General features: G+C 72.8%; 11 protein-coding genes and 1 pseudogene. 4 read left to right on the top strand and 8 right to left on the bottom strand.

The annotated features are described in order from the left end of the window. Positions 1 to 505: 505 nt before the first annotated feature. On the bottom strand, positions 506 to 1,546 hold the full coding sequence (locus OG896_RS31785; RefSeq protein ID WP_329370840.1) for a polyprenyl synthetase family protein: 1,041 nt from the start codon (positions 1,544 to 1,546) through the stop codon (positions 506 to 508). Positions 1,547 to 1,987: 441 nt separating this feature from the next. Next, positions 1,988 to 3,328, bottom strand: coding sequence for an MFS transporter (locus OG896_RS31780; protein ID WP_329370838.1), 1,341 nt, complete (start codon positions 3,326 to 3,328; stop codon positions 1,988 to 1,990). 116 nt (positions 3,329 to 3,444) lie between these two features. On the opposite strand from OG896_RS31780, the gene OG896_RS31775 reads away from it, so the two are divergent. Further along, a complete protein-coding gene (locus tag OG896_RS31775; RefSeq protein ID WP_328462455.1) occupies positions 3,445 to 3,981 on the top strand; it encodes an ArsR/SmtB family transcription factor in 537 nt (178 codons plus the stop codon). A gap of 114 nt (positions 3,982 to 4,095) precedes the next feature. After that, complete coding sequence (locus tag OG896_RS31770; RefSeq protein WP_328462457.1) at positions 4,096 to 4,560, top strand: PPOX class F420-dependent oxidoreductase; 465 nt, start codon at positions 4,096 to 4,098, stop codon at positions 4,558 to 4,560. On the opposite strand, the gene OG896_RS31765 is transcribed toward OG896_RS31770, so the two are convergent. Beyond that, the gene (locus OG896_RS31765) at positions 4,557 to 5,531 is read right to left on the bottom strand and encodes a helix-turn-helix transcriptional regulator (protein WP_329370835.1); all 975 of its coding nucleotides are present in this window, start codon (positions 5,529 to 5,531) and stop codon (positions 4,557 to 4,559) included. The genes OG896_RS31770 and OG896_RS31765 overlap by 4 nt on opposite strands. A 209-nt stretch (positions 5,532 to 5,740) precedes the next feature. Continuing rightward, positions 5,741 to 7,010: pseudogene (locus tag OG896_RS31760) on the bottom strand (DUF5685 family protein). Positions 7,011 to 7,406: 396 nt separating this feature from the next. On the opposite strand from OG896_RS31760, the gene OG896_RS31755 reads away from it, so the two are divergent. Continuing rightward, on the top strand, positions 7,407 to 7,850 hold the full coding sequence (locus OG896_RS31755; protein ID WP_328462463.1) for a cell division protein SepF: 444 nt from the start codon (positions 7,407 to 7,409) through the stop codon (positions 7,848 to 7,850). A 60-nt stretch (positions 7,851 to 7,910) separates the two neighbouring features. On the opposite strand, the gene OG896_RS31750 is transcribed toward OG896_RS31755, so the two are convergent. Next, positions 7,911 to 9,101, bottom strand: coding sequence for an acyl-CoA dehydrogenase family protein (locus tag OG896_RS31750; RefSeq protein ID WP_329370833.1), 1,191 nt, complete (start codon positions 9,099 to 9,101; stop codon positions 7,911 to 7,913). A gap of 62 nt (positions 9,102 to 9,163) precedes the next feature. After that, positions 9,164 to 10,858 carry an MFS transporter gene (locus tag OG896_RS31745; protein ID WP_329370831.1) on the bottom strand — a complete coding sequence of 565 codons (1,695 nt, stop codon included), beginning with the start codon at positions 10,856 to 10,858 and terminating at the stop codon, positions 9,164 to 9,166. A gap of 675 nt (positions 10,859 to 11,533) precedes the next feature. Here OG896_RS31745 and OG896_RS31740 point away from each other — a divergent pair. Beyond that, positions 11,534 to 12,643: a phosphatase PAP2 family protein gene (locus tag OG896_RS31740; RefSeq protein ID WP_443057183.1), complete on the top strand. Its 1,110-nt coding sequence runs from the start codon at positions 11,534 to 11,536 to the stop codon at positions 12,641 to 12,643. Here OG896_RS31740 and OG896_RS31735 read toward each other — a convergent pair. Together OG896_RS31735 and OG896_RS31730 are read right to left on the bottom strand one after the other, a co-directional pair. Then, positions 12,600 to 12,818 (bottom strand): I78 family peptidase inhibitor, encoded by a 219-nt coding sequence (locus OG896_RS31735; RefSeq protein ID WP_328462471.1) that lies wholly within the window; start codon positions 12,816 to 12,818, stop codon positions 12,600 to 12,602. The genes OG896_RS31740 and OG896_RS31735 overlap by 44 nt on opposite strands. A gap of 221 nt (positions 12,819 to 13,039) precedes the next feature. Further along, complete coding sequence (locus OG896_RS31730) at positions 13,040 to 13,906, bottom strand: LysM peptidoglycan-binding domain-containing protein (RefSeq protein ID WP_329370826.1); 867 nt, start codon at positions 13,904 to 13,906, stop codon at positions 13,040 to 13,042. Positions 13,907 to 14,100 lie beyond the last annotated feature (194 nt).

Below are 14,100 nucleotides of genomic sequence, written 5' to 3'. Positions count from 1 at the left end.
CATGGCGACGAGGGAGTTGAGAAGGTCCTGACCATAGGGCCGCGCGAATCGTCTGTGCGTTCGGTTCTCAGGGGAATGCCGACCCTCTCCGTAGGCGGCGTACCGGCGAGCCCGGCCGGCAGACGGCCCCTGCCCGTACCACCCGCACTTCGCCCCTTGCTGCTCACGACGTCCTACGGGCGGCTCCTCGGCGACGGTGGAGGACGGGACCTGCCGCTACCGCTCGCGCTGGGAGGCGGAGCGACTCACCGCGGAATCCGGACTGCCCTGGGACTGGCGCAACTCGGCGGACGGACCGCCTCGGACGCAAGGGCGGCGGCCCACGGACTGCTGGAGGGCCGCCGGTTGCCCGTGGCGGCAGGGGCGGGGCGTCACGGGGACCGGGCGGGCGGCACTCTGGCCACCGGGCCGGGGCAGTGAGGCACAGGCGAGCAAGGAGCCGGCGAGCGTCGACGGAAGGCGGCGGGGCAAAGGCATACCGATGCCGCCCGAGCGCATCACACGTTCAGGACCGCCGGGCGGCCAGACGTCCGGCCATGGCGGCGAGATGGTCGCGGTGGGGGCCCGGCGGCAGGTCCTCCAGCGCGGCCAGCGCGGCCGCGAGGTGGTCGGCCGCGGTGGCCCGGGCGGCCCGCAGCGCACCGCCCGCTTCCAGGAGTTCAGCCAGGGCGTCCTGGGCGTCTTCCGCGGGCCGCCGCCACAAGTCCAGCAGCAACAGACGCTGCTGGGGAGCCGCATTGCCGAAGGCGATCAGCACCGGCAGGGTCGGACGCCGGTTGCGCAGGTCGCTGAGCGCGGGCTTGCCCGCCGCCCGGACGTCGTCGGCATACGGCAGCAGGTCGTCCTGCATCTGGAACGCGACCCCGAGATGGTCGGCGAACCGGGCCAGCGCGCGGGCATGCGGACCCTTCGCACCGGTGAGTACGGCGGCGGCACGGGTCGCGGCGTCGAGCAGGGCGCCGGTCTTGAGCCTGACCATCCGGAGGTACTGCGCCATGGCGCAGTCCATGCGCCCGGCCAGATCGGCTTCCATCATCTGGCCCCGGCTGACCTCGACAGCGGCCGTGCTGATCACATCCAGCACCCGGAGGGCCTGCTCCGAGCTGTAACCGCTGGAGTTGAGCGCCCGGACCTGCCCGAGCGCGGCGCACATCATGGCGTCCCCGCCCACCAGAGCGTCCGCCTGGCCGAACCGCTCGGCCACGCTGGGGCGGCCACGCCGCAACGCGTCCTGGTCGATGATGTCGTCGTGCACGAGCGTGGCGGCGTGCAGCATCTCCAGGGCCGCGGCAGCCGGCAGCGCCGCGCCCGGATCGCCGCCCAGCGCCGCGACGGTCTCCAGCAGGAGCAGCGGGCGCAGCAGTTTCCCCCCGGGCAGCAGGGCATGGCGCATCAGCACGCCCAACCGGTCGTCCGAGGCGCACACGGACTCCAGGTACCCGAGCAGGGGCGCGGTCAGTTCCGCGGCGCAGCCGTCCGCGAAGGTCTCAGCGGGCGGGGAGAGCACCGTCAGGGACTCGGGGCCGAGTTCGACGCCACCGCGCACACTCCACCAGCTCTCAGCCAGGACAGACGACAGGACCAGCTCGCCCGTTCCCTCGGCGCGACGAACCGGGCGGAGGCCATGAGCGGCAGATACCCACACAATATGCCGAGCCGGTCGAGCGGCTTTCAGCGCCCCATAGGTGACGAGGGGCGCGAAGGTGTCGACGGGCGACGTTCCGGGGCGGAGACGGGGAAGGAGCCCGATCCGGCCTCCGTCGAAGGCGCCGCGGTTCGGCTCGTTCGGGGCAGGTGCGAGGGCCGGGCGCCTCAGCCACCGAGGCGATTGTCGACATACGTGCCGAGGGTCCTCGCACAGGCCCTCACGCCGCTGACCGTTTCCGCGCCGCCCGGAGCGCGTCCGCCGCCAGGTCCCCCCGACGCTGACGCCGGACGGACGCGTCCCGGCGGCGAGTCCCCGAAACCGAGCCCGGCGACCGCGAGCTCACGCCCCGGGAACAGGCCCGGCGGCGGGAACGGAACCGGGGCCGGGATCGGTCTCGGGATCGGTCTCGGGGCCGGACCCGGGGCCGGACCCGGAAACGGGACGAGGACCAGGCACGGGATCAGGATCGGGCGCAGGGACATCCTCCGCCTCCGCCAGGCCGGTCCGGGGCCGACGCAGCAGCAGGAACCAGGCCGCCAGCCAGCCCGCGACGCCGACAGAAACGAGCTGTACGCGGAAGTCGACGGCGGCGACCATTCCGGCGCCGACCGCGGCTGCCACCGCGGTCGGCGCGAAGACGACCGTGCCCGCCGCGGCTGCCACCCGCCCGACCAGTTCGGGGCCGGTGCGCTGCTGCACGGTGGTGAAGGCCGCGACGATCACCCACGGCAGCCCGACCCCGATGGCCAGGGTCCCGACGATGCAGACCGGCAGGGACGGTACGGCCCGCACGGCGGCACCCGCAGTGAACAGCATCAGCCCGGTGGCGGCGAAGACGCATTCCGGCAGGCGGCGCATGACCGCTCCGGAGACCACGCCGGCGACGATCGAACCGCTGCCCTGCACCGCGTAGAGAACGGCGACGAACGCCGGCGGGCGGTGCAGTCCCGAATCCGTCATCGCGTAGATGGCGGCACTGCTCACCCCGGACAGGAACATCGCGACGGCGCCGCCGGCCACCAGCCGCAGCAACAGCCTGTCGCTCCGCAGGTGCCGGATGCCCTCCGCGGTCTGCTCGCGCCAGCCGCCCGCAGCCGGGGCGGGGGGCTGTTCCCGGACCCGCAGCGCGGCGAAGGCGAGGGCGGCGAGCACGAACGTGGCCGCGTCGAGTACGGCGACCGAGCCACCGCCGAAGCGCAGGAAGAGCCCGGCGCCGGCGAGCGGGGCGAGCAGTTTCATCGCCTCGTTCACCGTCATCCGCAGGCCGTTGAAGTCGCCGCGCAGATCGGGCGGGATCGCGGCGGTGACGATGCCGGCCTCCGCCGCGTCCGTCAGGACCGAGGCGGCCCCGATCAGGGTGAACACGGCGAACAGCAGCCACACGTCCCGTCCGGTGCGCACCGCGAGGAGGACCGGCAGCAGCGCGGCGAGGGCCGCGTTCGTCCAGATCAGCAGCGACCGTCGGCGCACCCGGTCGGCGACGGTGCCGAGCACCGGGCCCACCAGAGTGGGCCCCCACACGCAGAAGGTCACCGCGGCGGCAAGGCTGTCGGAGCCGGTCAGCGTCTTCACCCAGATCCCGGCGACCAGCATCATCGCCGAGTCACCGAATCCGGAGACCAGTACCCCGCCGAGGCACGTGGTCGCGGCGCGGTCCCCCAGGACCCTTCTTACCGTCATGACTCCCAATATATTGATTGGGAGTTCGGGGGCAACCCCCGAGTCCACCACCCCGGCAGGGCCCCCGCTCGACATGACACTCGGCGCGTCACCCAACGGCACGGTGTAATGGGCCCATGACGGCGACCGACCCCCTCCTGCGCGCCCTGGCCCACCCGCTGCGACTGCGGATGGTCTCCCTGGTCTGGAACGTGCCGCTGTCGGCCGCCGAACTCGCCCGCGAACTGGGCGTATCGCACGCTCTGGCCAGTCAGCACCTGCGCCGACTGGACGCGGTCGGGCTGGTCGAACTCGCCGAGGTACGGTCCAACCGCGGCGGCAGGGAACGGCGTTATCGCGCGGTGCACGCCTCGCCGCTGTCCGACCAGCGGCACGAGGCCGCCCCGCTGCTCGCGGAGGCGCTCGCCCACAACATGCGGGATCGCGCGGCGCGGCGCGCACCGGACGCGGAAGGCGTCACGTCGGACCTGGAGTTGTGGGTGGCACCGGAGGTGTGGGACGGCTTCCGGCGGCGACTGGCCGCGCTGTTCGACGAGTTGCACGACGCGGCGCAGGCGCCGCACGCCGCGGGCACGGTCGGTATCGGGGCGTCCGTGATGGCATTTCCGCTGGCGGAGCCGGACTCGCGAAACTCCGGCCACCCGGAAGAGTGAATCCGTGCGATTCGGCATTCGAGCCGGAACAACAACCGGTCACGGTGCGTTTTCCCATGCACAGGCAGTAATCGACCGGTATCCGTCAGCACCACACCCCACCCAGGAGCGATCATGAGCCCGGCCCCCGCCACCAGCCCGCTGCTGGACCTGCTCAAGGAACAGCGGAACGGAGTGCTCGTCACCCTCAAGAAGGACGGCAGGCCCCAGTTGTCCAACGTGACGTTCATCTACGACGAATCGACCCGGTACATCCGTGTCTCGGCCACCGACAGCCGGGCCAAGACCCGCAATCTGCGCCGCGATCCGCGGGCGAGCTTCTATGTCACGACCCCGGACCTGGGGGCGTATCTGGTCGCCGAGGGAGAGGCGGAGCTGACCCCGGTGGCCGCCGATCCGCACGACGCCACCGTCGACGAGTTGGTCGAGATCTATCGAGCGATCGCCGGTGAGCATCCGGACTGGGAGGAGTACCGCGCGGCGATGGTGGCCGACGGGAGGCTGGTCATACGCCTGCGAGCCGACCGTGCCTACGGCTGGGGCCGCACGCAGGGCGGCACGAGCGGCGCCCTGGACTAGGGTCCGTCACCCGGCTCTCCGCGTCGCGCCGCGCGGGCCAGCCGGCCGGACACCGTCGCCAGGTGCGAGGCCAGTTCGGGCGGCTCCTTCACCTCGAACTCCACCCCGGTCATGCCGATGAACATCGCCAGCGCGTCCCTTGACTCGAATCCGGTGGTCAGTTCGCAGGTGTCGGGCCCCCGTGCCGTGAGGGAGCCGAAACCGGACCAGGCGAGTGCGGCGATGGTCTCCAAGGGCGCGTGCAGCACCACCCTGGCCTGGAAGCGGTAGGCACGGGAGGTGACGCCCTCGGCGACATAGGAAGCCGCGTCGTCGGGAAGTTCACGCGGGGTGAACCGCGGGCCGGTGGGCGACTTGGGCTCGATCCGGTCCACGCGGAAAGTCCGCCAGTCGTCCCGGTCGGTGTCGAATGCGAGGAGGTACCAGCGACGGCCGTGATGGACCAGCCGATAGGGCTCGACAGTGCGGCGGCTGCCGGCGCCGCCGTGGTCGAGGTAGTCGAACCGCAGCTGTTCACGGTCCCGGCAGGCGGCACCGATGGCGGTCAGCACTTCCTGGCGGACCGTCGCCGTGGCGGGCGCGGGGCGCACGGTGACGGCCTGCATCGCCTGCACGCGGTGCCGCAGCCGTGACGGCAGGACCTGCTCCAGCTTGGTCAGCGCCCGCGCCGAGGTCTCCTCGATGCCCTCGACGCCGCCGACCGCGCCGGTCCGCAGACACAGCGCCACCGCGACGGCCTCCTCGTCGTCGAGCAGCAGCGGCGGCAGGGCGGCGCCCGCACCCAGCCGGTAGCCACCTGCTGTGCCGGGGGTGGCGTGGACGGGGTAGCCGAGCGCACGCAGCCGTTCGACGTCGCGCCGGACCGTGCGGGCGGTGATCTCCAAGCGCTCGGCGAGTTCGGGTCCTGTCCAGTCACGGCGCGACTGGAGGAGGGAGAGCAGACGCAGCAGGCGTGCCGACGTTTCCAGCATGTCGTTCAGTCTGGCAGCGATTCAGGACAGGAGTGGACCGCGATGTGATCGATCGACGAAGAGCAGGACAGCGTGGCCGGGTGGTCCGCGGCGGGCCCGGGGCGGTTCTCGGCGCGGGGGCCGGCGGCGTCCGGGGCGCGAGGCCGGAGCGGCTGCCAGGTGCCGGGGGCCAGGTTCCACCGGCGCACCCCTGACCTCGGCGGCCCGATTCAGCAGTCGCACCCGCAGTCGCAGCAATCGCAGCAATCGCCACATTCGCAGCACTGGCAGCAGTCGCCGCAGTCAGCGCAGTCCCCGCAGGAACTGCACCAGGACTCGCGCGGCCGGCCGGTCCAGGCGTCCTCGTGGTCGGTGCAGCACAGTCGGCAGGTGCAGCACAGGCCGGTGTAGACCAGGCAACCGGCGAGCAGGCCGCGGCGGCGCGGCGGTTCGGGCGGCGGCGGGAAGCCTCCGGGGCCGCCCGGTGCACGGCTGCCCGGGCGGGTAGGGCTGCTGGTTCGGCGCACCCGGTGCGTAGGGGCTGCCGGTGTACGGGTCCCCGGGGTACGGGTTCCCGGGGTACGGGTTCCCGGGGTACGGGTTGCCGTTCTGCGCCGCCGGGCCGTGCGGGCAGTTGCCTGCGCCGAACGGCCGGTCCACGGAGCGTTCCAGTTCGTGGACGAGCAGGGTGTGGGCCAGCCTGGCCGAGGCGGTGTCGGCGAAGTCGACGTCACGGAGGGCGAGCCGGATGCCGTGGCGGGCGTCGTCGCACAGTCGCCGGGCCTCGGTGAGATCGGTGCCGGTGGCGGTGAGCGGGTTCCAGGCGCCGGTTCGGGCATCCTCGGCCAGGTCCTCGACCGCGTCGAGCAGGTGGGCAAGGCGGCCGAACAGCCGTCCGGCCTCCTGGAGCGGGGCGGTGTTGCCCGGGCGGCCGGCGAGGACCGCGGTGTGGGCGAAGGCCGCGGCGGTGGCGGTCTCGGTGGGTTCGGTGACGGCCAGCACGCAACTGCCGGGGCCGGCCGCGGCTTCGACCTCGCCCTGCCGGCCGACCGCGTCGAGCAGCAGCGTGGTGTCGAAGCCGAGGTCGCCGCCGGTCCGCGCGCCGGCCTGGTCCCAGCGGCGGGCGACCTTGCGGGCCGCGCGAGCGACGGGGCGGCGGCCGAACGCGCCGTCCCCGTCATCGACATGGTCGCGCACCTTCGCCGACGCCAGCACCAGCGAGACCGCCGCGGCCAGCCGAGCGCCCTCGCCCTTCGCGACGGGCGCGGTACGCATCCCGCGCAGCGGGCAGGGCCCCGCGGTGCGTCGCTGGTCGGCGGTGGGCGTGGACTGCGCCTCGACCAGCACAGAGATGATCAGACCGTCGTAATTGGTAGCGACACGGGCGAACTGCCCGTGTCCGTCGCGCAAGGCGAGGCACAGACCACACAGATGCGCCAGCCAGGAGGCCGCCATGCCCTCCGACATCCGATGCCGGCAAGGCCGAATGATTCCGAACACGCTTCCCACTCCCCCGTCGGACCCGGAACTCGCGGTGCGGCGGGACGGGGCGGCGACCACCCCTCGGATGGTCCGCCGGCCGCCATGCGCCCACCGCCACCTGCACTTTGAGCTTCGGTCAGGTTTCAGAACCCGACCGGCGGTCATGTTATCGGTGCGGTCCCCCGCTTCCGTACGGCCGTACGGCCCCCGAAATCACCCGATCGTGGAGGACGTTCCCATCGCATCGTCAGCTCTCCGATGCCTGCCCCTGCTTGACGGTGCGCCACTATCGTGTGTGCCAGTACCGTCACAAAGCGCCTGCGTGGCGCCTATCCCCTTGGCGCATCACCCTCATCATGGATGACGATAGGACTAAGCGGACGGTACAGACCGCGTGCGAGAGAGGAGGCGTCCATGGGTTCGGTTCGACGGGCGAGTGCCTGGCTTGGCCTCGTCGACGACAACGGCGGCGAGGGTTACTACGACGAGGAGTACGCCGACTACGGCGAGGGCCCGGAGCGCGCCGACACGTGGGTGACCGACCCGCGGGTTCGGATCGCCACTGAGTCGGCCGAGGGGGAGGGCCGGCGGATCGCCACGGTGACGCCCGACGGCTTCCGGGACGCACGCGGTATCGGTGAGTTGTTCCGAGACGGCGTGCCGGTGATCGTCAACCTCACCGCGATGGAGCCCTCCGACGCCAAGCGCGTCGTGGACTTCGCCGCCGGGTTGACCTTCGGTCTGCGCGGCTCCATCGAGCGGGTGGCCACCCGGGTGTTCCTGCTGACCCCGGCCGACTACTCCGTGATGAACGCCGACTCCCGCCGCGGTGGCGACGGCTTCTTCAACCAGAACTGAGACCGGTTCCGGCCGCACACCGGCCGGGACCGGTGGCCACCGCCTTCCGTGGGCAACGCCTCACCCGCGGAAGGCATCGAAACCCGTGAGCGCCTTGCCCAGTACGAGTTGGTGCATCTCCACCGTGCCCTCGTAGGTGAGCACGGACTCCAGGTTGGTCGCGTGCCGCATCACCGGGTACTCCAGCGAGATGCCGTTGGCGCCCAGGATGGTGCGCGCGCTGCGGCAGATCTCGATCGCCTCGCGCACGTTGTTGAGCTTGCCGAAGCTGACCTGCTCCGGGCGCAGCGTGCCCGCGTCCATCCGCTGCCCGAGGTGGTGGGCGAGCAGGATGCCCTTGTGCAGTTCGACCGCCATGTCGGCGAGCTTCGCCTGGGTGAGCTGGAAGGCGCCGATCGGCCGGCCGAACTGCTCCCGCCCGCGCGCGTACTCCAGCGCCGCCTCGAAGCTGGCCCGGGCCGCACCCATCGCGCCCCACACGATGCCGTAGCGCGCGTGGTTGAGGCAGCTCAGCGGGCCGCGCAGGCCGGTGACCTCGGGGAGTACCGCGTCCGCGGGCAGCCGTACGCCGTCCAGCACCAGTTCGCTGGTCACCGAGGCCCGCAGGCTCCACTTGTGACGGATCTCCGGGGCGGAGAACCCGGGGGTGTCGGTGGGGACGACGAAGCCGCGCACCCCCTCCTCGGTCGCCGCCCAGACCACGGCCACCCCCGCGACCGACCCGTTGGTGATCCACATCTTGCGGCCGTCGAGCACCCAGTCCGAGCCGTCCCGGACCGCCCGGGTGCGCATGCCCGCCGGGTCGGAGCCGTGGTCCGGCTCGGTCAGCCCGAAGCAGCCGATCACCTCGCCCGCGGCCATCGACGGCAGCCAGCGCTCCTTCTGCCCGGCCGAGCCGTAGCGGTGGATGGCGTACATCGCGAGCGAGCCCTGCACCGACACCAGCGAGCGGATGCCGGAGTCGGCGGCCTCCAGCTCCAGGCAGGCCAGGCCGTACTGCACCGCGCTCGCGCCCGCGCAGCCGTAACCGGTCAGCTGCATGCCGAGGGCGCCGAGGGAACCGAGTTCACGCGCGAGTTCGCGGATCTCGGGCAGCTCGCCGCGCTCGTACCAGCCGGCCACGTGGGGCAGCACCCGGTCGGCGGCCCATCCGCGCACGCTGTCCCGCACCGCGCGGTCCTCGGCGGTGAGCAGATCGTCCAGACCCAGCGGGTCGTACGGGTCGAAGGGCGCCCTGGACGCTGGGGACATGGGTGGACCTCCGGCCCGTAAAACTAGCACTGGTAATCGCGGCTCGGCGCCGACGTTACGGCTCAGTCCCTCGCCCGTCCAGAGCGTACGGCGCCCGGGCGCGCGGAGGAGGAGCGTACGGCGGAGTGCTCGGCGTGCACCGGCCACGGCCGTTCCCCGGCGGGAGGCGCCACGGGATCGGCGGCAGGTTCCGCGTCGCCACGGCCAGGACGGCCAGGGAAGGCGTTCTCCGCCACGGACTCGGCACCCGGCAGGCGCTCCTCGCCCACCCCGCACTCCATCACCGGCGGCAGCCGCCTCGCCGCCCACGCGCCCGACAGCAGCAGCACCACGCTGACCACGAGCGTCACATGCAGGCCGTGCACGAAGGAGTGCCGTGCGGCGTGTCGCAGCGCCGCCCCCGGGGCGCCGCCGACCCGGTCGGCCACGTCGTACGCACCGCCCAGGGACTGGTCGGCCGCGGTGGTGTCGGCGGCGCTGATCCCGGGGGCGCGCGGCGCGTAGACGGCGTTCATCACACTGCCGAGCAGCGCGATGCCCAGTCCGGCACCGAGTTGGTACGCGGTCTCGCCGACCGCGGCCGCCCCGCCCGCCCGGTGCGCGGGCGCCTGGCTGAGCATCGACTCGTACGCCCCGAACAAGGTGGCCTCCAGGCCGAAGCCCAGCGCGACGAAGACGACGGTGAGCAGCATGGGGCGGTCCTGCTGACCCATCGCGGTCAGCGAGAGCACGGCCAGCGCGGTGAGCAGGAAGCCGCCGCCGACCATCCGGCGCGGCCCGAAGCGGGCCAGCGCCCGCGAGCCCGCCAGCCCGCCGGCCATCGCGGCGAAGGTGAGCGGCAGCAGGCGCAGCCCGGTGTCCAGCGGGCTCAGTCCGAGCACGAGCTGGAGGTACTGCACCGCGATCAGTTCCAGCCCGACCAGCGCCAGCATGGCCAGCACGATGCAGCCCACCGAGGTGGAGAAGGCCGCCTGGGCGAACATCCGCACGTCGATCAGCGGGTGGGCGAGGCGGCGCTGGCGCCGGACGAAGAACACCAGCAGGGCCAGGCCGAGCAGCAGCGGCACCCAGACCGTGGGGTCCACGGGGGCCGCGCCGGCGCCGAACCGCTTGACCCCGAAGACCGCGCCCAGGATGCCCAGGGCGGCCGCCGCCGCGCCCACCACGTCCCAGGGGCCGTCTCCGCAGCCGCGCGACTCGGGCAGCAGCACCCGGCCGAGCGGCAGCATCACGGCCATCAGCGGGATGTTGACCAGGAAGACCGAGCCCCACCAGAAGTGCTCCACCAGGAAGCCGCCGAGCACCGGCCCGACCGCGGCCCCGACCGCGGCGACCGCGCTCCACACGCCGATCGCCGTCGCCCGCTCGCGCCGGTCGGGGAAGACCTGCCGCAGGATCGACAGCGTGGCGGGCATGATCATCGCACCGCCGGCGCCGAGCAGCGCACGAGCGGCGATCAGGATGTCCGGACTGGGCGCGAAGGCGGCCATCGCCGAGGCGGCACCGAAGAGCGCGTAGCCGATCAGCAGCACCCGGCGGCGGCCGATCCGGTCCCCGAGCGTGCCGAAGAGGATCAGCAGCGACGCGGCGATCAGCGGGTACGCGTCGACGATCCACAGCAGGTCCTGTGAGCCGGGCCGCAGATCCTCGGTGAGCGCGGGGACCGCCACGTGCAGCACGGTGGCGTCCAGCGCGACGATCAGCAGGCTCGCGCACAGCACGACGAGGATGGTCCAGCGGCTGACCGGCCGCGTCATAGGCGTACCTCCACGGCTGACTCCGTGACTCCCGGGCGGGTGAAACGCCAGCGTACGTGACCTGGATGTGCCCGGCCCGACCTGCGGCGGTGCCCGCCGGTAGGGTGAGGGCCGCCCCGGACGGAGTAGCGGCCGCGAAAGAACCGCAACCGGTACGGCTCCCGGCCGGACGCCCGCGTCCGCCCGGCCCGCGCCCGGCCCGCTCCTGCCACCCGCCCGGCGCAGCCACGGCACCGGACCGCTGTCATCGGCGCCGTCAACGGAGTCGTCGTCGCCACCCTCAAGGCCGGCGCCGCGCGGCCTCGGCGCCGCTCCGTTCCGGCTGTACCCCGGGCGCCCGGCCCGCACCGGCCCGGCGGTCGGCCCGCCCGTGCACCCCGCGCAGGCCCGGCCATCACGCGGGAAACCCTGAATAAATTCGAGGGAAATAAGTATCGAATAAGAACATGGGCATGTGAGTATCAACACCCGAACATAAACTCCACGGCCTCCTCGCATTCACCTCAATCACCGTCCGCCAAAGGGGTGGTGAGACGCACTCCACATCACATCGTCATTACAAATCCGGTCGTGAGGCGGTTGCATGCCATCACACGCTGTAACGTCGTTTCAGTGCGTACCGATAACGGGCCCGACCGCGCGGCGGAGCGACCGGCGAGCCGTGGCCTGCCGCGGATGAGTCGAACACGCGTGTGGCTGTTCGGCCTCACCGTCGCCTCCTACGTCGCGATCGTGGTCGGCGTGGTCACCACCTCGAAGCTGGTGACGCTCGACTGGCAGGTCATGCTGTGGCGCCCCTACAAGCAGTGGCCCCAGATTCACGCGTTCCTGGACTACTTCGTCGTCCTCGGCCAGCGCGGCCCCACCGCCGTGATGGTGCTCGCCTGGCTCGGCTGGCGCGCCTGGCGCCACCGCACCCTGCACCCCCTGCTGGTGCTCGGCACCTCGCTGCTGCTGCTCAACATCACCGTGGGGGCCGTGAAATACGGCCTCGGCCGGCTCGGTCCGCATTACGCGACGACCGTCGGCTCCGCGGAGATGTTCGCCGGCGGCGATATATTTCCTTCCGGGCATACCGCCAATGCGGTGGTGACCTGGGGCGTACTGGCCTATCTCGCCACAACTCCGCGAGCCCGGCGCTGGGGTTCGATCGCCAGTGCGCTGCTGGCGCTCGGCGTCGGCGCGACCACCGTCTACCTGGGAACCCACTGGGTGAGCGATGTGCTGCTCGGGTGGGCGGCGGGGCTGCTGATCCTGCTGGCACTGCCGTGGTTCGAGCCGTTCATGGCCAAGGCCGAGGACTGGATCACCCGCGGCTGGAACCGCGTCCGAGGCCGGCGCGCACGGCGTACGGCTCCGGGGACGGCACTGCCGGCCGCTCCCGCCCTGCCCGGCCACCCCAGCGGGGACGGCGAGCCGGACCGCGAGACGGTGGGCTCGACCGCGCAGGTCACCGCGCCGTCCGGCGCCTCGGCCACGCCTGTGGGGCCCTCCGCGGTCACCGCGCCCGCGGGTGTCGCCGCGTCCTCGGCTCCCTCGGCGTCCGTGTCGCCGGCGGCCGTCTCGGCAACATCCACGGCGTCCGCCGCGCCCGGCGGGGTCGCTCCGACCGCCACGGCGCCCGGCGGCGGGCACACCCCGAGCCGTCCGCCCACGGTGCGCGGCGAGCGCACTCCGCCCGGCGCGGTCGGCTCCCGCCGGCGGCCGGTGGACCGGCAGTCGGCCCGCCCGGTGCCGCCGCTCAGCCAAGCCAGCAGCGCTGTACACGGCCCTCGGCCACGATGAAGTTCAGCCGCCCGAGGACGTACTCCATCGTCACCACCGTCCCGGGCGGCAGGCTGCGGAGCGTGGTCCAGCCGCGCTCCCGGGCCCGGGCTTCCGCTTCCGCCGCGGTGAGGCCGACATAGGCGTCGAGGTCGTCGTCCGGATTCCGGTCAGGCGGGTTCGGTAGCGGTCCCATGGCAGCAACGGTATTCGGTGCAATAGCCGCACGGCGTACGGTGACGGGCGCACACATGTTCCGCACAGTCCCCGCACAAAAAAACCGTCATTTCCGGTGGTTTACCGGACACCGACAAGTTAACCGCGGCCGGATACGATCGGTGTCCCGGCCACGCGTGCGGGGCCGGCGGAATCCCGCCGGCCCCGAACACGTCGAGGGGTTCGCCGGATGGCCGGCGGTCAGTTGACGGTGAGGACCGTTCCCGGCAGCAGCCGGTCCGGATCGGAACCGATCAGGCTCTTGTTGAGCTCGTACAGCCGCTGCCAGCCGCCGTCCACGTCGTAGGAGCGGGCGATGCCCGCCAGGGTCTCATCGGGCTGCACGGTGTGCACGATGTGCTTGAAGCCGCTCATCCCGATCCGCCGCGAGCACGCCGGCCAGGCGCTCCAGCCCTGCACCCGCAGCACCGCCTCGGCGATGTCGATCTGGTGCTGGGGCGTGGCCAGGTCCGCGCGACGCGCGTACTTCAGGCCGCCGAACAGCTCCCAGGTGGCTTGCCAGAACTGGAGGCCGCCGTAGAAGCCGTTGCCGCTGTTGATCTGCCAGTTGCCGCTGCTCTCGCACATCGCCAGGTCGTCCCAGACCGAGCGCTGCCGGGTGAACGTGACCACGCGCGGGGCCACGGCGGTCGTCGAAGTGGTGTGGGTGGTGGCGGCCGTGGCGACGGCAGGCGCGGCCGCGGCATGAGCAGCAGCCGGAGCGGCAGCGGCGGACATCGCATCGGCGAGCGGCACCGCAGAAACCGTAGATGCCGCGGGGGCCGCGGGGGCCGCGGGGGCCGCGGGGTCGGCGGGCCGCGAACGGCCGGGGGCCACCGCGGACTTCTGGGCGGCGGGCGCCGCGGCGGCGGGCTGGGTCACCAGCGGGAGCAGGGCGCACGCGCCGAGCACGGCGACTGCGGCGGCGGCACGCGGGCCGCGGATGCGCGCGAGGGTGATACGGCGGACGCCGCCGAGGTGGCGCGAGCGGCGCGCGGCTCCCCACGCCTCTCCCCGCGGGTCGTCCTGGGCGGGCCAGGCCGGGCGCTCCGGCCATGGCCCCTGCACCCCGGGCTCCACCGCCCCGGGCTCCACCGTGCGGGACTTCTCCGTGCGGGACTCCTCCGTGCGCGACCGGCTCGGAGTCGGCGTCCGGGCCGCCTGCGCGACTTGGGGTGGCTGGGTGGTCCGGGTGGTCCGGGCCGTAGTCTGGGCCGACCCGTCCGGCAGCGCTGGCTGAGTTGACTGAACCGGCTGAGCTG

It is taken from the genome of Streptomyces sp. NBC_00669 (assembly GCF_036226785.1).
GTDB lineage: Bacteria > Actinomycetota > Actinomycetes > Streptomycetales > Streptomycetaceae > Actinacidiphila.
This window is presented reverse-complemented; position numbering and strand designations above follow the sequence as displayed.

Excerpts from the sequence above, each read along its gene's own strand:
- OG896_RS31780 (WP_329370838.1), bottom strand. The coding sequence starts at position 3,328 with ATGACGGTAAGAAGGGTCCTGGGGGACCGCGCCGCGACCACGTGCCTC.
- OG896_RS31775 (WP_328462455.1), top strand. The coding sequence starts at position 3,445 with ATGACGGCGACCGACCCCCTCCTGCGCGCCCTGGCCCACCCGCTGCGA.
- OG896_RS31770 (WP_328462457.1), top strand. The coding sequence starts at position 4,096 with ATGAGCCCGGCCCCCGCCACCAGCCCGCTGCTGGACCTGCTCAAGGAA.
- OG896_RS31765 (WP_329370835.1), bottom strand. The coding sequence starts at position 5,531 with ATGCTGGAAACGTCGGCACGCCTGCTGCGTCTGCTCTCCCTCCTCCAG.
- OG896_RS31755 (WP_328462463.1), top strand. The coding sequence starts at position 7,407 with ATGGGTTCGGTTCGACGGGCGAGTGCCTGGCTTGGCCTCGTCGACGAC.
- OG896_RS31750 (WP_329370833.1), bottom strand. The coding sequence starts at position 9,101 with ATGTCCCCAGCGTCCAGGGCGCCCTTCGACCCGTACGACCCGCTGGGT.
- OG896_RS31745 (WP_329370831.1), bottom strand. The coding sequence starts at position 10,858 with ATGACGCGGCCGGTCAGCCGCTGGACCATCCTCGTCGTGCTGTGCGCG.
- OG896_RS31740 (WP_443057183.1), top strand. The coding sequence starts at position 11,534 with ATGAGTCGAACACGCGTGTGGCTGTTCGGCCTCACCGTCGCCTCCTAC.
- OG896_RS31735 (WP_328462471.1), bottom strand. The coding sequence starts at position 12,818 with ATGGGACCGCTACCGAACCCGCCTGACCGGAATCCGGACGACGACCTC.